The following is a 17236-nucleotide window of genomic DNA, read 5'->3' on the forward strand; positions in this document are numbered from 1 at the left end:
GAAGCCGCTTTTTCCGCCCCCCTCACCAGGAGAAGTTGTCGCCCAGGTAGAACTTGCGCGCCATGGGGTCTTGGGCGACCTCCTCGGGGGAGCCGTTCAGGAAGATTTTTCCGTCGTGGATCAGATAGGTCCGGTCGGTGATGGAGAGGGTCTCGCGGACGTTGTGGTCGGTGATAAGCACGCCGTAGCCCTGTTCCCTCAGCGTGTGGATCATCGCCTGGATGTCGCTCACCGCGATGGGGTCGATGCCGCTGAAGGGCTCGTCCAGCAAAACGAAGCGCGGTCGCAGCGTCAGGGCGCGGGCGATCTCCACGCGGCGGCGCTCGCCGCCCGAGAGGGCATAGCCGCGGGTATCGGCGATGTGCGCGATGCCGAACTGCTCGAGCAGGCGGTCCGTGGCGTCCTCCGACGGACGTCCCAGCTCCTCCCAGACCAGGTCGATGTTCTCGCGCACCGTCAGGCTGCGGAACACCGAGGACTCCTGCGGCAGATAGCCGATCCCCGCCCGGGCCCGGGCGTAGACGGGCAGCCCGGTGACATCCCGATCCCCGATGAACACGCTTCCGGCGTCCGGCTTGACGAGCCCCACGATCATGTAGAACGAGGTCGTCTTGCCCGCTCCATTGGGCCCCAGAAGGCCGACCACCTCCCCCGGACCGACCTCGATGTCGACATCGGCCACGACGAGGCGCCCTCCGTACCCCTTGCGGAGCCCACGGGCCGCCAGCCGGAGGGGCTTCCTTCCTTCGGTGCCGTCCGTCGCCCCCGACTCCGGAACGGAGGAGGGGGCGGGCCTGCCCTTCCCCTTTTTCGCACTCATCGCCTGCCGCCCTTTTTGTCGCCCGAGGCCGGCGCCCCGGAGGCGCGCGGGATCTCGATGGTGATCGTCGCCCGGTCCGCACTGGCGACCCCCGACTGGCTCACGATGCCGCCCAGCGCCTCCACTCGGTTCTGCTCGGGGAAATAGACGAGGGAGTCCGAGGTCAGGGTCCGCCCCTTCTGGACCGCCCGGACGTTGCCGCTCAGGACGACGCTGCCCCGTTCCTCGGAGTAGATCGCCCTGTCGCCGTTCAGGCTCACCGCATCGCCGGTGCGGTTCGGCCGCCCCTCGATCCAGACCTTGGACTTGGCCGTCATGGACACCAGGACGCCGTCGCGAATCAGCCCCTCCATCGCCCCCGCACCGAAGGCAATGCCCATCGAGCGGTCCTCCACGCGCCGGGCGTTCACCAGCCACACCTTCGTCTGGCGGTCCTCGCCGGAGGGGGACACCCCCCCGCGCCCGATGAGGGTCACGCGGTCCGCATCCAGCGTTATCGTCCCCACACCGCCCCGGACCCCCTTGACCATTTTGCATGAGGGCGGTTCCCCGAAGGAAAGCTCCATGCTTCCGGCCCGCAGGTCTATCCGGTCGCCCTGCCAGTCTCCGGAGGCCGTGACCCCCTCGTCGAACAGCACCTCACGCCGTTCGACGTTTCCGGTTCCCCGGGGCGCCGTCACGGTCAGCCCGTCCGCTACGATGACGACGTTTCCCGTCGCCAGAAAGTCCCCCGTCCCGGAGTCGAACCGCATCCGATTGGCGGAGAGGCTCGCCTTGTCCGGAAGGTTCGCCGTGTCCGAGGCCTCGCCCCTCGTCCCTCCCCACACAACAATCAACACCATCAGCAACGCCGACAGAAAAACCGCACGTCGCACCGCTCCAACCTCCTCCCGTCCGATCGCGGGATATGTGCGCCCATTATAACCCAGGGGCCGAAGGCAGGAGCGGCCCGGCGCACGGGAGGGGTCAGGAGGCCCTCGGGTCGGTCAGGGCGAACTCCCGCGCCAGGACCTCCACCGCAGCATCGGCACTGGTCCCCTCGACCAGGACGGAGATGTTGATCTCCGACGTCGAGATGCCCAGGATGGAGATGTTGCGGGACCGCAGTGCGGCGAAGAGACGTCCGGCGACGCCCGTGGAGGCGTTCATCCCGTTTCCCACGGCCGAGACCTTGGCCACGGGCACGCCGGGCTCGACCTCCCAGCCCTTCAGCCCATGCTCTTCCATGTAGTCGGAGATGGCCTTGACGATCCGGTCGGTATCGCCGTCCAGGACCGTGAAGGTGAGAAACGAAAGCCCCTCGTCCCGGACCATCGAGATCATGTCGATGGTCGCCCCGCGGGCGGCCAGGGCCTGAAAAAGCCCGGAGATGACGTCTCCATTTCCGGGGATCCTTTTGACGACGAACTTCGTCTGGCTGCGCGTCACGGTGACGCCCGTCACCGCAGGGTGTTCCATCCACTCCGGCAATTCCTTGACCACGCGGGTACCCCTTTCGTCCGAAAAAGTCGAGGCGCAATACAGCTCCACCCCGTACCTCTGCGCCAGCTCGACGGCCCTCATGTGGAGGACCTTGGCCCCCAGGGCCGCCAGCTCCAGCATCTCGTCGTAGGTGATGCAGTCCAGCTTGCGCGCGCCCGGCACCTTGTTGGGGTCGCAGGTGAAGATGCCCGGCACGTCGCTGTAGATCTCGCAGCGCGCCCCCGCCTTGGCCGCGATCGCCACGGCGGACGTGTCCGATCCCCCACGCCCCAGGGTCGTCAGCTCCCCCTCGGGCGTCACGCCCTGAAACCCCGTGATCACCACCACATCGCAGCGTTCCAGATCCCTCTTGAGCTGGGAGAGATCGATGTCCTGGATGCGCGCGTTGCTGTAGTTGCCCGACGTGACGATCCCCAATTGAAAGGCGTTGTGGGAGATGGCGGGAACGCCCAACCCGTTCAATGCCATGGACAGCAGGGCCGCGGAGATCTGCTCGCCCGTCGTCAGGAGCATGTCCATCTCCCGGGCGGAGGGGTTCGGCGCGACCTCCCGGGCCAGGGCGATCAGGCCATCCGTCGTCTTTCCCATTGCGGAGACCACGACGGCCAGTTTTTCCCCCGCAGCGGCACGGTCCTTGATCTTCCGGGCGACGCCGCGGATCTTCTCGGTCGTGGCCACGGACGAGCCGCCGTACTTCTGAACCACCAGTCCCGGTACGGCGGATCCCGACACGCGCCCTTCGATGTCCCTCATTGTCATCGGCACCCCCTTTGCCTACAGTTTTCTCAGGTCCTCGACGATCTGGGTCTTTGAGGCGGTCCTGTCGTCCACCATTTTGATCACCTTGGCCGGGGACCCGGCGACCACCGCCCCGGCTGGGACGTCGCGGGTGACGATCGCCCCTGCCGCCACCACCGCGCCCGAGCCGACCTGGACCCCCTCCAGGATGACGGCATTCGCCCCCACCAGCACGTCGTCCCCGATCGTCACCGGTACGGCCGAGGCCGGCTCGACGACGCCGGCGACCACCGCCCCGGCGCCGATATGGCACCGGGCTCCGATGCGCGCCCGTCCGCCCAGCACGCAGTTCATGTCGATCATCGTCCCCTCGCCGATCACGGCACCGATGTTGATGACGGCGCCCATCATGACCACGGCCCCCTTGCCGATCGCGACCCGGTCACGGATGATCGCCCCCGGCTCGATGCGCGCCTCGTACCGGGTCAGGTCCGTCAGAGGGACGGCGGAATTCCGGGCCAGAACCTCCACCTCGCTGGCCGTCACACGGGCCCCGTGGCGTTCCAGCCGCTCGCGGACCGCCCCATGGTCGCCGAACAGCACGCCGAACTCCGCGCTCCCGACGAACTTGAGCTCGCCCCAGTCCAGCCCCTTCAGGTCGCCCGACACCCAGGCCCGCACGGGCGTGGTCTTCCTGGACTCCTTGATGAGGCGAATGATCTCCTCGGTGCTCATATCCCGATCCTGCATCGTTCAGCTCTCCTCCACAGATTTTTTCAGCACGTCCCTGAAAGAATAAAACCCGGGCCTCGCCGTCCTCGCGAACTCGGCCGCACGCAGCGCCCCCAGGGCGAAGACGCTCCGGTTCAGAGCCCGGTGGGTTAGCGTCAGCACCTCGCCGTCGTTGCCGAAACAGACCGTGTGGTCCCCCGGCACGCCGCCCAGCCTAAGGGAATGGGTGGGGCAGTCGCGCCCCGCGGCCTCGCGCAGCAGGATCGCCGTACCCGAAGGGGCATCCTTCTTTCGGTTGTGGTGCGTCTCCGATATCTCCAGGTCCCAGTCCGAAAGAAGCGGTGCGTAGTCCTTCAGGATCATGGCGAGGACGTTCACGCCTGTGGCGAAATTGAAGCTCTGCACCACCGGCACCTCCGTCCCGAGCGCCCGCAGGAGGCTGAAGTGCTCCTCCTTCAGTGCCGTCGTCCCGACGACCAGCCCGCACCGATGTTCGCGGCACAGCGACGCCGTCCCCGCCAGCGCGGCGTGCGACGAGAAATCCACGAGGACCTCGGGCCGCTCCCGGCACTCCACGCCCTCGAGGTCCGACGTCAGCACCAGGCTGTGACCCAACGCGCCGAACGCCCTCTCGACCTCCACGCCCATCCGGCCCCTGCAGCCGACAATTCCGTACTTCATGGCAGTCCACCTCCATCATCGAACCCCGGGGACATCCCCGCAAAAAAAAAGCACGTCCCCACATCAACGTAGGGACGCGCCCACAGGCACGCGGTACCACCCTGCTTGAACTCCGTCTCCGTACCGGAGCTCCACCTCAAAGGCCACTGACGCGGGCCCGAACGTGAACGTACTCCAGGACCAGCGGTCCCTTTCCGCCCCGGCTCCACAGGCCTTAGGCCGCGTTCCTCCACGGGACGCCCCGCGGATCCTCCCCCGGCCGTTCGACGTCTCTCAGCCTGCGAACGTCGCTCTCTGTCCCGGACGGCAGGAGGCGGCCCCTGTATCCTCGCCTTTTCCCGACCATAAATGAATAGAGTTCATAGGATTATACCCCCCGTCCCGGCCCTGTCAAGGAACCCGGGGGCTCATCGCGATCCCCGCCCGCCCCGGAGGGCGGCGGCAGCCCCGTTTTCTCGATGAAATCGAGAAAGGCCGCGGCCTGCCTCAGGCGAAGGACCTCGTTTCGATAGTAGAGGAAGGTGTGACGCAGGACTGGCTGCCCCCGGCCATCGTACATCGGCGTGCGAAAAAGGCCGGAGCCGAAATTGGCGAGGGAGGACTCCGAGACGAAGGCATATCCCATGCCGAGCGAGACCAGCTTCAGGCCGATGTTGGAGTTGCTGACCCGAACGAGGCTCCTTGGGGGGTGTCTGTAGCGCTCGTTCCACCAGGCATCCAGCAGGGCGTTCAGCTTGGCGTTCCTGACGGCGTCGATCCGGGGCAGCATCGGGAGATCCGCAAGGTCGATCGGTTCCTTCGAGACGACGTACATCGGCTCGGATCCCAGGTGCACCCGCCGCCCGTGAAAAAGCTTGACGTTGGGCTGGGCCACCAGCTGAAAGGCAACCTCGGGGCAGCGGCTCGCAAAGGAGGCGATGAGAGGAGGAAGAACGCTCTCCAGCAGAACGTAAATGGCCCCTATCCTCAGCTCGCCGGATACCCTCCCCTCCTGAAACGCCGCGAGGTCGCTCTTCAGCACCTCGTAGTCCATCAGCATCTTCCGGGCGGCGTCAAGCAGCCGGTCGCCCCGCTCCGTGAACGCGATTCCCTTCGACCTGCGGATTACGAGCGGGACTCCGAACTCGCGCTCCAGGTTCTTGATTCTCCGCGTCAGCGCGGGCTGAGACAGGAAAAGGGTCTGAGCCGCATGCGTCATGTTGCGGTCCCGCGCCAGCTCGACCAAGATGCGGCAGTCCAGATAATCCATAAAGGCCTCCCCGCGATAACGAACGCTTATTTCATGAAATAAGAACGCGCCATTGGCAATTTCACGTATCGGCTTCTATACTTCGAGGAGGGTGTCGTTTCTATTCCCCATATTCCCTCTATTTTCATCCGACGGCGTCCCAGGATCCACATCAAAACTGTAAGGGAGGACTCCGAAATGTCAAGCACCGCAAAGAGCGCACCGTTGCCGACCAAGAAGAAGTCGAAGTTTCCCCACGCCTACGTCATCATCGTCTGCCTCCTCCTCTTCGTCAGCTTCCTGACCTACGTCATCCCCGCCGGCGAGTACAATCGGGTCAAGACGCCGGAGGGAATCACGATGGTGGACAAGGATTCCTTCCAATACGTCCAGGCAAAGCCGGTCAAGCCCTGGCTGATCCCCAACTACATCCTGGAGGGGCTTCAGAAGCAGGCCAACATCATCTTCCCCCTGCTGCTGATCGGAGGCGCCCTGGAGGTGATCCTGGCAACGGGCCTGTTTCACGCCTACTGCAATCGTCTTGCGAGGGCCTGCGCCGGCAAGGAGAAGTGGTTCATTCCCGTCATCCTGACCCTGTTCGCGGTCATCGGCATCACGCAGTCCACCAACAAGTTCATCGGCTTCGCCCCGCTGGGGGTGATGCTGGCCGCCACACTGGGCTACGACGCGATCGTCGGAGTCGCTATCGTCCTCCTGGGAGTCGGCATCGGGTTCTCGACAGGCATCCTGGCCCCCACCACCGCAGTGGCCCAGGAGATGGCTCAGCTCACCGCCTATTCCGGAATGTGGCTGCGCGTGGTCAGCTTCGTCCTCTTCCTGATCCTCACCTCCGTCTACATATCCCGCTACGCGGAGAGGGCCCGGAAGGACCCGACGAAGAGCGTCCTGTACGGGACGAACTACGAGAACGCCTTCGACCTGTCCGGCTCGGACGTGGCGTACAGCGGAAAGCATCCCCTGATCCTCGCGATCGTCGTGCTTTCTTTCGCCGTTCTGATGTTCGGCTGCATCCGCTACGGCTGGGGGCTCGTCGAGACCGCGGTATGCTTTCTGTGGATGGCTCTGGCGGGCGGACTCGTCTATGGGTTCGGTCCCAGCAGGATCGCGACGGAGATCGTCAAGGGGGCCAAGGGGATGACCTCGGCCGCACTGATCGTGGGGCTGGGCGCCGCGGTCGCGATCATCCTGAAGGACGGCAAGGTGCTGGACACGGTGGTCATGAACCTGGCCAAGGGGCTGGGCTACATGCCCGACTGGCTGAAGGCGCCGATGCTGCTCATCATCAACGTCATCGTCAACGGGTTCGTCACCTCGGGGACCGGCCAGGCCGCCGTGGTCATGCCCGTCCTGGTCCCGGTGGCCGACATCGCCGGCATCACCCGTCAGACGACCGTCCTCGCCTACAAGTTCGGCGACGGGTTCTGCAACTACATCCTGCCCCACGCCTCGGCCCTCATGGGCTTCCTGGGTGCGACCGGCATCAGCTACGACCTCTGGATGAAGTTTATGATGAAACTCTTCGGGCTGTGGATGCTTCTGGGCTCGGCCATCCTGGCCTTCGCCCACTTCATCCATTACGTTTAGCACCGGACCGGGGGCATCCCAAACCATGAACGGCACGAAGGAACTTCTGAAGCGGCACATCGAGGCCCTTGCCCCTCGCCTGACCGCGATGTCCGACGACATCTTCGATCATCCCGAGGTGGGCCTCGAGGAGCACCGGGCGGCCGAGCTGCTCTGCACCGAACTGGAGCGCGGAGGGTTCGAGGTGGAGCGCGGCATTGCCGGCCTGCCCACCGCGTTCCGCGCCCGCTGGCGTACGGGCACGTCGGGACCGGTGATCGGCCTGCTGTGCGAGTACGACGCCATCGAGAACATGGGGCACGCCTGCGCGCACCACATGCAGGGGCCGGCCATGGTAGGCGCCGCACTGGCCCTCAGGGAGGGCCTGAAGGACGCCTCCTGCGAAGTGGTGGTCTACGGGACCCCCGCCGAGGAGACGGTCAGCGGCAAGTCCATGATGCTGAAGGAGGGCTGCTTCCACGAGCTCGACGTCGCGCTGATGGTCCACGGAGGACCGACGACGACCACGGACATCCAGTCTCTCGCCATGTCGCGCTATCGCGTCCGATTCCACGGGAAATCGGCTCATGCGGCGATCAAGCCCGAGGACGGCCGGAGCGCATTGGATGCGGCCCTGCTGATGTTCCACGGAATCGAGTTCCTCAGGGAGCACGTGAAGGACGACATCCGGATGCATTACACGATCCTCAACGCGGGAGGGCCGGCCAACGTGGTGCCCAAGGAGACGGAGAGCCTCGTCTACCTCCGCGGCTACGACAGGCCGTACCTGGACACCGTGGTCCGGCGCTTCTTCGACGTCGCCAACGGTGCGGCCCTCATGACGGGCACTACGGCCGAGATCATCGAGGACAAGGTGCTCCACAACAAGATCCCGGTCCTGAAGCTGAACGACCTGGTCATGGAGGTCGCCCGCGAGATGGACGCCCCCACGATCCGTCCGCCCCGCGCCAAGACGGGCTCCACGGACTTCGGAAACGTCATGTTCCACGTTCCCGGCACCTGCCTCCGCATCGCGTTCGTGCCCGAGGGAAGCTCGGCCCACTCGCAGGAGTACCTTGACGCCGGGAAGTCCGACGCCCTGCACCGGGCCCTGATCCTGTCGGCCCAAATCATCGCCGAGGCGGTCCGGCGTCTCGTCGAGGAGCCGGACCTCATGAAGGACATCCAAGAGGAATTCGACCGGAAAAAACGGATCGGTTCGAACGACTGACGAGAAACGGGCACATGGGGGCGGGGAAGGGGATTCCTCGCCCCCATGTCCGTTTTCCTCGGCGGAGGAGAGGGGATGCAAAGCACACGTCGGCCGCCGTTTTGACAACCCCGGCATCTCTGCTAGGATAATCCGGGAGGGCCGCCGTCCGTCGATTTCGGGGGAGAGCGAAAAGAGGGCCGGATGCCTTCCGGAGGCCGTTTGTTCAAGGAAAGGTCTCGATCATTTCTATGGGGGGTATCGCACATGAAAAGACGATGGCTACGTTCCATAGCACCGTTCCTTCTTCTGCTCGCTCTGCTCGCCGGCACGGCCGGCGCGGAGCAGAGGGCGAAGTACGTGTTCCTCTTCATCGGAGACGGCACATCCTTTCCACAGAGAAACGTTACGGAGTACTTTCTGGCGGCCCGTAAGGACACCTCGACCCTGGAGCCCCAGATCGCCAAGGCCGAGGGCAAGATCAGGCTCGACGACGGAATCGCCGACTTCAAGCCGGCCATCGATCACCTGCTCATGAACACCTTCCCCGCCCAGGGACTCTCCTCCACCTATTCCTTCAACTCCCTGATCACCGACTCCTCGTCCTCGGGCACCGCCATCGCGACGGGCAAGAAGACACAGGACGGAGTGGTGGCCATGGATCCCCTGGGCAAGGAGGGCTATGTCTCCATGGCTAAACTGGCCAAGGCCAGAGGCAAGAAGGTCGGCATCATCTCCACCGTCTCCATCGAGCACGCCACCCCGGCCGCGTTCTACGCCAATGCGCCGTCCCGCAATCTTTACTACGAGATCGCGCAGCAGATTCCCGCAAGCGGCTTCGAATACTTCGCCGGCGGCGGCTTCAAGCAGCCCAAGGGGAGCAAAAAGGACCAGAAGGACGTCGCCGAGATCATCCGTGAGGGCGGCTACAAGGTCTACAACACCCGGGAGGACTTCGATAAGCTAAAGAAGGGCGACGAGAAGGTCGTGACCATCAATCCGGCCCTCGACAACAACGCGGCCCTCCCCTACACGATCGATCGCGATCCGAAGGCCGAGATCAGCCTGGCGGAATTCCTGGCGAAGGGTATCGAGCTTCTGGACAACCCCGAGGGCTTCTTCATCATGGCCGAGGGCGGCAAGATCGACTGGGCCTGCCACGCCAACGATGCGGTGACGGCCATTCACGACGTCATCGCACTGGACGAGGCCGTCAAGGTCGCCTACGATTTCTACCGGAAACATCCGGAGGAGACCCTGATCGTCGTGACCGGCGACCATGAGACGGGCGGACTGGCCCTGGGCTACGCCGGGACGCGCTACGACGCCTTCCTCAAGCGCCTGGAGGGACAGAAGGGATCCTACCTCGCCTTCAACGCGGAGATCAAAAAATTCAAGAAGGACAACCCCGAGGGAAGGTTCGCGGACATGCTGCCGGTCATCGAGGACTTCTTCGGCCTGAAGTACCACCCCCAGGACCAGATGAAGAAGCTGAGCGAGGCCGCGGCCAAGGGCGACCCGGACGCCGTCGCCGCACTGGAGATGGCCCTGACGGACTACGAGCTGGGACTGCTGGAGAAGGCCTTCGCCATGACGATGACCCCGCAGGCGGACCGACCGACCAAGGACGACGCCTACTACACGGCCTACGGCAGCTACGAACCCCTTACCGTCACCCTCACCCACGTCCTGAACCACAAGGCCGGCATCGCCTGGACCTCGTTCTCCCACAGCGGCCTGCCCACTCCCGTCTCCGCCGTGGGCGTGGGCTGCGAGAACTTCAACGGATACTTCGACAACACGGACATCTTCAGGAAGGTCGTCGCAATCGCACAGTATCAGCAATAGCGCGAACGGGCGTCCCTCTCCCACGCCCTGCGCACCACGACAACGAAGGAACGGGGCGCGCTGGTCTGCAGCCGCGCCCCGTTCCTTCACCGAGGAGCTGACGAGACTCCATGAAGGCCATGCTGAAACATTACCTCTTCCACAACACGAGCCGCAGGGACCTGATCCTGTCCGGCGTCATTCTGGCGCTGTGCGGTATCCTGTACTTCATTCCGACGGGGTTCGAGACCCGGCGCAACACGGGCTCCCTGCAGGCCGAGGGGCGGGTTCTGGAGGTGGACAACCAACAGCTGGACCAGCACGGCCTGCTCTTTACGGGAGCCCAGACGGTTGTGCTCCAGCTGCTGGAGGGCCCGATAAAGGGCACCGCGATCACGGCACAGAATCTCTTCTCCGGCAAGATGGAGCTGGACAAGGTCTTCGAGCCCGGCGACCTCGCATTGGTCAACTACGCAATCCAGGGCGATCGGGTGACCTGGGCCCGGGCCTCGGACCACTACCGCCTGAGGACGGAGTTCATCCTGTTGGGGGTTTTTTGCCTCTTTCTGCTCGCCTACGGGGGGTTCACCGGCTTTCAGGCCATGCTGTCCTTCTTTTTCACGGGACTGACGATCTGGAAGGTCCTGATTCCCTGTCTGCTCAAGGGCTACGACCCCATCGGGGTCACCTTCGCCTGCATCAGCTGCATGACGGCGGCCATCCTGTTCCTCGTGGCGGGGATCGGCCTCAAGGGGCTGGTGGCCTTTCTCGGTGCCTGCTCGGGGCTCGGCGTCACCTGCCTGATCGCCCTTTTCTTTTTGCCGGCGTTCAAGGTCAACGGGGCGGTGCGCCCCTTCTCGGAGACCCTTTTGTTCGCGGGGTTTCTCAATCTCGATCTGACGCGGCTCTTCATCTCGGGGATCTTTCTGGCCGCCTCGGGAGCCGTGATGGACCTGGCCATGGACCTCTCGGCCGCCATGCAGGAGATCGTGCGGCACAACCCCGCCGTTACGCGCCGCGAGCTCTTCTTCTCCGGGCTGATGATCGGCCGGTCCGTCATCGGAAGCATGACGACGACACTGGTGCTGGCCTACAGCGGCGGCTACATCGCCATGCTGATGTTCTTCATGGGACAGGGCATCTCCAACGCCAACATCCTGAACCTGAACCACGTGGCCGCGGAGATCCTGCACACTCTGGTCGGCAGCTTCGGGCTGGTGCTCGTCGCCCCCATGACCACCGTCATCGGGACGCTGCTCTACCTGCCCGGCAGGAGATGAGGCCGGGTGCCGAGGGGTGCCCCGCCGGCGCAAAGGCGTTATGGAGGGCCTCCGTTAGCGTATAATTGGGAAAGAATATCGGCGGTTTCCACCCCCATCATCGGCACGCTCGCAGAAAGGATACCACTGCGATGAGAATCGAGACGCTCAATCTCAAGAACTTCAAGGTTTTCAAGGATGCGAGGATCGGAAGCATTCCGGCCTTCTGCGTCGTCGTCGGAGCCAATGGTACGGGCAAGAGTACGCTTTTTGACACATTCGGCTTTCTCAAGGATTGCCTGACCTACAATGTCTCCGTCGCACTCCAGAAGCGGGGTGGGTTTTCCCAGGTCGTCACCCGGGGCGCGGGAGACGATGCGGATATCGTCATCGAGCTTCAGTATCGTATGGAGATCGAGGGCTATGAACGCCTGGTGACCTATCGCCTGGAGATTGGCCAGGAGAAGAACAAGCCCGTGGTCAACAGAGAATTGCTCCGCTACAAACGAAGTTCCTACGGCTCTCCTTTCAACTTCCTGAATTTCAGCAAGGGCAAGGGCTACGCCATCAACAACGAGGAGGATTTCAAGGCCTCGGACAAGGAGCTGACCCGGGAGCAGCAAAGCCTTGACGGAACCGACATTTTAGCGATTAAAGGGCTGGGGCAATTTCAGCGTTTCAAGGCCGCCAACGCATTTCGTCAGATGATCGAAAACTGGCATGTTTCAGACTTCCATATCGATGCAGCCCGCGGCAGCAAGGACGTTACCGGTTATGCCGAACATCTCTCCCAGAGGGGCGACAACCTCCAGCTCATCGCCAATTCCCTATACGAGAACGACCGGAAAACATTCGAGCGAATTCTCCAGGCAATGAAGGAGAGGGTGCCGGGAATTGGGGACATCACGCCCGAATCGACATCGGACGGACGGCTGCTCTTGAAGTTCCGTGACGGGGCTTTTCAAGATCCCTTCATCGATCGCTACGTCTCGGACGGCACGATCAAGATGTTTGCCTATCTGGTGCTCCTCTACGATCCGAAACCGCACCCCCTTCTCTGTATTGAGGAACCGGAAAATCAGCTCTATCCCCAGCTGATGACGGAGTTGGCGGAGGAATTCCGGGGCTACAGCAATAGAGGGGGTCAAGTTTTCGTATCCACGCATTCCCCGGATTTTCTGAACGCAGCGAAACTGGAGGAGGTCTTCTGGCTGGTCAAGCAAGACGGTTATACCGAAATTCGTCGTGCGGCGGACGATCCTCAGCTCCAAGCCTATATGGAGGACGGTGGCCAGATGGGCTGGCTTTGGAAACATGGTTTCTTCCCCGGGGCCGATCCAAGATGACCGTTCTCCCTCCATTGTGCACGCTCCTTTTTCTGTTGGAGGAGGCCTCAGCCAAATGGATGCTGCAAGGCCTGATCGAGACAAACTTCAAGGTCGATCCCCAGAGTTGGGACATTCAATACAAGGTCTTCGAGGGAAAGCAGGATCTGGAAAAACATCTGTCGCGGGTTCTGAGCCGATGGCGGACTCCGTACACCACTTTTTTCATCATCCGGGATCAGGACGCAGGAGATTGTACCGTCGTGAAAGAGTCGATACGAGCCCTCTGTCCGGAGCCACTTTTGCAGAGATGCGTCATCCGTATTGCCTGCCGGGAATTGGAGAGCTTTTACCTTGGCGATCTGTCCGCCGTGGAAAATGGATTGCAACTGACGGGGCTTGCCCAAAGACAGTCTCAAAGGAAGTTCCGTGATCCGGACAATCTCCGAGCCCCCTCGAAGGAATTGGAGACGCTGACGAAAAGTCGATACCAGAAAATCGGCGGTAGCCGTTCCATCGCTCCCCACCTGAGTCCGCAACACAACCGGTCCCACAGTTTCAAGATGCTTTTCGGGGCAATCCGGGACATTCTATCTTCGCCCTTCCCTTCGGACGATGGCAGGGGCAACCGCATCTGAAGCACCCGATCTCAATCCTATCGCCTCCATCCAGCCCGCAAAATGAAAGGCAAGGAGACAAAGAGCACCGTACACTTTTTCATGTCGAGCCGGCGCATTTTTTCCACTTGATCTAGGGGCTCAAAAAGCAAAAACCCCTGATTTCTCAGGGGTTTTTCGAGCTTATGCCGTTCATTGATTGTTTAAACTGGCGGTCCCAGCGGGATTCGAACCCGCGTCGCAGCCTTGAAAGGGCTGTGTCCTAGGCCCCTGGACGATGGGACCGCGCTCGATTTGCTGCGTGCGTTGGTGAGCCGTGTGGGACTTGAACCCACGACACCCGGATTAAAAGTCCGGTGCTCTACCGACTGAGCTAACGGCTCTCAGGGCACCTCATCCAAAGCACCGAAGCATTATACCATAAAAAGACCGGAGACAAGCCGTGCAAAAATTTTTTTCGCCCTCTCCTTTCGTGCAGGCGAACGGTTATAATGAGGACGATCCTCTGCTCCAAAAACGAAAGGATGGTATCGTGATGATGAGACGTTTTGTTTCCCTGCTGATGGTTTGCGTCGTCGTTCTGTTCGCCTCCGGTGCGGCCCTGGCGGCCTATCCGGAGAAGGCCATAACCATCGTCTGTCCATGGGGGGCCGGCGGCGGGACGGACCGCGTGATCCGCGCCATGGGCGCGGAGCTCGAGAAGGCCCTGGGACAGCCCGTGGTGATCGAGAACAAGACGGGCGGCGACGGAGCGGTGGGACACTCCTTCGGTGCCCGCGCCAAGCCGGACGGCTACACCCTCACCTGCACGACCTTCGAACTGGCGACCCTGCACTGGATGGGGGTCAAGTCCGCTCCCACCCACCAGGACTACGAGCACATCGCGATGATCAACAGCGACCCGGCCGCGATGGCCGTCAAGGCCGACGCCGCCTGGAAAGATCTGGCCGCGCTGCTCGACGACATCCGCGCCAACCCCGGCAAGCGCCTCTTCTCCGGCACCGCCAAGGCCGGCATCTGGGACCTCGCCCGGCTGGCCCTGATGAACGCCGCAGGGCTGAAGGCCGAGGACGCGCTCTGGATCCCCAGCAAGGGAGCGGCCAGCGCCATCCCCGAGATCCTGGGCGGACACATCGACGTCATCACCTGCGGGATCGCGGAGCTGAAGACTCAGCTCGAGAACGGGGAGCTCCGCGCCCTGGTGCTGATGAGCCCGGAGCGCAGCAAAACCTTCCCGGACGTCCCGACGGCAAGGGAGCTGGGATACGACGTCGCCTACGCGACGGTGCGCGGGCTCTCGGCCCCCAAGGGAACGCCCAAGGAGATCGTCGCGGTCCTGAACGACGCCGTCAAGAAGGCCTGCGAGTCCCCGACCTTCGTCGAATTCATGGAGAAGAACAGCTTCGCCATCACCTATCAGGACTCCGCAGCCTACGCGGAGACCCTGGCGAAGGCCGACGCGGACAGCAAGGCCTCAATGGAGCTGGGCGGCTACCTCCGGCAGTAGCTTGCCCTGAGAGCTCTTCAGGAGGGGGCGGCGCGACGTTTGCGCCGTTCCCTCTTTCCATATCCGCACGTACCGACGTCCGCGTGCCCCAGCCACACATCAAAAAGGAGCGTGAAACAACTTGGACGACATGGAGACCCCTATCCCCTCCCCGACGCCCGGAACGGCGGCGAGCCCCCAACGTCCTCCCAGCCTTATCCTCGGTCTCTTCCTGATCCTGCTGTGCGGCCTCGTGTGGTACGAGACCGCGGGATACCCCGACGACCTGCTGGACGCGCGCAGGCTGACGGGCCCCGGCACCTTTCCGCGGCTCCTCGCCTTCCTCCTCGGCCTGACCGGCATACGGGAAACCCTCCGGGCCATTTTTCGCGGCAAGCGGGGCTCCGTCCCGCAGGAGCCCCTGTCCCGTTCGGGGTTCGTCAACATCCTGTGCGTCGTCCTCGCGACGGCAGCCTTCATCCCCCTGACTCACCACCTGGGCTTTTCCCTGGGGGCGTTGGCCTGCATTCTGCCCCTGATGCTCCGCTTTCGGGTCCGACCCCTCCTCGCCGTTCTGGCCTCCTGCCTGACGATCGGCCTGATCTTCCTCATGTTCAACGGCGTCTTCCGCGTCCAGCTGCCCCGGGGCACACTGACCGAACCCCTGGGCTGGAGGTTCTGACCATGGACCTAACGCAGCTTCTCTCCCTTTCCACCCTCGGGCCCTGGATGCTCTCGATGCTCTTCGGCCTGGTCATCGGCGCCACGCCCGGGCTCACGGCCACCATGGCGGTCGCCCTGATCATCCCCGTGACCTACTACATGCCGCCCCTCACGGGGCTGTCCATGGTCATCGGGGTCTCCGCCTCGTCCATCTTCGCGGGCGACATCCCCGCGACATACCTGCGCATCCCCGGAACCCCTGCCTCGGCCGCGGCGGTCCTCGACGCCTACGCGATGACGCAGAAGGGCGACAGCGGCCTGCCCCTGTCGCTCGATGTCTATTGCTCCGCGATCGGAGGCACCGTCGGGGTGCTGCTCCTGATCTTCGTCGCACCGGCTCTGGCCCGTTTCGCCCTGCGATTCACCCACTTCCAATACTTCTGGCTCGGGATCTTCGGCCTGTCCATGAGCGCCATCCTCAGCCAGGGCAACGCGCTGATGGGCGTCGTCTCCGCATCCCTGGGCATGCTGCTCTCCACGGTGGGGACGGACCTGACGACGGGGCATTACCGTTTTATCTTCGACGTCATGGACCTGGCGGACGGCGTGGGATTCATCCCCGTCATGATCGGGATGTTCGGCGTCTGCGAGGTCCTCAGGGCCGTGTCCCGTCCCGAACGGCTGGGAACGACCGCCCTCTCCGGATCAACGCGCCTGCCCCCGGCGTCGCGCGTCTTCTCCAGCATCTGGAGACACAAGCTGACGGTCCTGCGGTCCGCGGTCCTGGGAACCGTCATCGGCGCGCTTCCCGGCGCGGGCGGCGACGTGGCGGCCTGGGTCGGCTACGGGACGGCCAAAAAGCTCTCGCGCAGCCCGGAGAGGTTCGGCACGGGCTGCGAGGAGGGCGTCATCGCCCCCACAAGCGCCAACAACGCGGCGATCGGCGGCGCCTGGATCCCCGCCCTGGTCTTCGGCATCCCCGGCGACTCCATCACCGCCATCGTGCTGGGCGCCATGATCATGTACGGGCTCCAGCCCGGCCCGATGATCTTTCAGGAGAACCGTGATATGGTCAACGGCATCTTCGCGATCGCCCTGATCTCCCAATTCATGCTGATCCCCGTCGGACTGCTGGGCATCAAGGCGTTCCGCCAGATCCTGCGCCTGCCCAAGAACGTCGTGTTTGCGCTGGTGCTGCTCTTCTCCATCGTGGGCAGCTACGCCATGCGCTCCAACTATTGGGACGTCGGCATCATGCTGGCGGCCGGCATCGCGGGGTTCCTGCTCGAACGCGTATCGGTCCCCCTGCCCCCGCTGATCCTGGGGCTGATCCTCGGGAACATGGTGGAGGACAACTTTCGCATCGGAATGCTGAAGAGCGGCGGCGACTACACCGCCTTCATCGCCGACCCCATCTGCGCCGCGCTGATCGCCCTCATCCTCCTCACCTTCTTCAGCGCTCCGCTGGTGCGCCTGATCCGGAGGATCTTCGGCCCCATAAGACGCTGAACTTCAACCGTAAAGCACGGGAGGCCCTTGAAGGGCCTCCCGCCTACAAAACGTGAATAAACGCTACGGACACCG

15 protein-coding genes and 2 tRNA genes are annotated in these 17236 nt (G+C 63.5%); 9 read left to right on the forward strand and 8 right to left on the reverse strand.

Annotation, left to right across the window (positions count from 1 at the left end):
• Nucleotides 1-22: 22 nt before the first annotated feature.
• From lptB to EII26_RS04875, 6 genes are all read right to left on the reverse strand, one after another.
• Entirely contained in the window at nt 23-820 is a 798-nt protein-coding gene (lptB, locus tag EII26_RS04850; RefSeq protein ID WP_124888025.1) for an LPS export ABC transporter ATP-binding protein, read from the reverse strand.
• Nucleotides 817-1695, reverse strand: a complete 879-nt coding sequence (locus tag EII26_RS04855; protein ID WP_124888026.1) for a hypothetical protein — start codon at nt 1693-1695, stop codon at nt 817-819. The genes lptB and EII26_RS04855 overlap by 4 nt, the downstream gene beginning before the upstream one ends.
• 91 nt (nt 1696-1786) lie before the next feature.
• Nucleotides 1787-3055 (reverse strand): aspartate kinase, encoded by a 1269-nt coding sequence (locus EII26_RS04860; RefSeq protein WP_233572612.1) that lies wholly within the window; start codon nt 3053-3055, stop codon nt 1787-1789.
• 21 nt (nt 3056-3076) lie between these two features.
• Nucleotides 3077-3775 (reverse strand): 2,3,4,5-tetrahydropyridine-2,6-dicarboxylate N-acetyltransferase, encoded by a 699-nt coding sequence (dapD, locus tag EII26_RS04865; RefSeq protein WP_124888086.1) that lies wholly within the window; start codon nt 3773-3775, stop codon nt 3077-3079.
• An 18-nt stretch (nt 3776-3793) separates the two neighbouring features.
• Nucleotides 3794-4453: a 4-hydroxy-tetrahydrodipicolinate reductase gene (locus EII26_RS04870; protein ID WP_124888027.1), complete on the reverse strand. Its 660-nt coding sequence runs from the start codon at nt 4451-4453 to the stop codon at nt 3794-3796.
• Between the two features lie 367 nt (nt 4454-4820).
• Nucleotides 4821-5702, reverse strand: a complete 882-nt coding sequence (locus tag EII26_RS04875; protein ID WP_124888028.1) for a LysR family transcriptional regulator — start codon at nt 5700-5702, stop codon at nt 4821-4823.
• Nucleotides 5703-5879: 177 nt separating this feature from the next.
• Between EII26_RS04875 and EII26_RS04880 the strand changes: the two genes are divergently transcribed.
• From EII26_RS04880 to EII26_RS04905, 6 genes are all read left to right on the forward strand, one after another.
• Entirely contained in the window at nt 5880-7286 is a 1407-nt protein-coding gene (locus EII26_RS04880) for a YfcC family protein (RefSeq protein ID WP_124888029.1), read from the forward strand.
• A gap of 25 nt (nt 7287-7311) precedes the next feature.
• Nucleotides 7312-8496, forward strand: coding sequence for a M20 family metallopeptidase (locus tag EII26_RS04885; protein WP_124888030.1), 1185 nt, complete (start codon nt 7312-7314; stop codon nt 8494-8496).
• A 246-nt stretch (nt 8497-8742) separates the two neighbouring features.
• Nucleotides 8743-10323 (forward strand): alkaline phosphatase, encoded by a 1581-nt coding sequence (locus tag EII26_RS04890; protein WP_124888031.1) that lies wholly within the window; start codon nt 8743-8745, stop codon nt 10321-10323.
• Nucleotides 10324-10433: 110 nt separating this feature from the next.
• Nucleotides 10434-11582 carry a YibE/F family protein gene (locus EII26_RS04895; RefSeq protein ID WP_124888032.1) on the forward strand — a complete coding sequence of 383 codons (1149 nt, stop codon included), beginning with the start codon at nt 10434-10436 and terminating at the stop codon, nt 11580-11582.
• A 131-nt stretch (nt 11583-11713) separates the two neighbouring features.
• Nucleotides 11714-12907 carry an AAA family ATPase gene (locus EII26_RS04900; RefSeq protein ID WP_124888033.1) on the forward strand — a complete coding sequence of 398 codons (1194 nt, stop codon included), beginning with the start codon at nt 11714-11716 and terminating at the stop codon, nt 12905-12907.
• Nucleotides 12908-12966: 59 nt separating this feature from the next.
• Nucleotides 12967-13524 (forward strand): DUF4276 family protein, encoded by a 558-nt coding sequence (locus tag EII26_RS04905; protein WP_199735071.1) that lies wholly within the window; start codon nt 12967-12969, stop codon nt 13522-13524.
• A gap of 188 nt (nt 13525-13712) precedes the next feature.
• Here EII26_RS04905 and EII26_RS04910 read toward each other — a convergent pair.
• Nucleotides 13713-13788 (reverse strand) — tRNA-Glu (locus EII26_RS04910).
• A 22-nt stretch (nt 13789-13810) separates the two neighbouring features.
• Nucleotides 13811-13886: transfer RNA gene (locus EII26_RS04915), tRNA-Lys, on the reverse strand.
• A 155-nt stretch (nt 13887-14041) separates the two neighbouring features.
• On the opposite strand from EII26_RS04915, the gene EII26_RS04920 reads away from it, so the two are divergent.
• The 3 genes from EII26_RS04920 to EII26_RS04930 all read left to right on the forward strand — a co-directional run bounded on the left by EII26_RS04920 (nt 14042) and on the right by EII26_RS04930 (nt 17161).
• Complete coding sequence (locus tag EII26_RS04920; protein ID WP_124888034.1) at nt 14042-15010, forward strand: tripartite tricarboxylate transporter substrate binding protein; 969 nt, start codon at nt 14042-14044, stop codon at nt 15008-15010.
• Between the two features lie 130 nt (nt 15011-15140).
• Nucleotides 15141-15671: a tripartite tricarboxylate transporter TctB family protein gene (locus tag EII26_RS04925; protein ID WP_158612164.1), complete on the forward strand. Its 531-nt coding sequence runs from the start codon at nt 15141-15143 to the stop codon at nt 15669-15671.
• A gap of 2 nt (nt 15672-15673) precedes the next feature.
• On the forward strand, nt 15674-17161 hold the full coding sequence (locus EII26_RS04930) for a tripartite tricarboxylate transporter permease (protein ID WP_124888036.1): 1488 nt from the start codon (nt 15674-15676) through the stop codon (nt 17159-17161).
• Nucleotides 17162-17236 lie beyond the last annotated feature (75 nt).

This window comes from Fretibacterium sp. OH1220_COT-178 (assembly GCF_003860125.1).
Classification (GTDB): Bacteria; Synergistota; Synergistia; order Synergistales; family Aminobacteriaceae; genus CAJPSE01.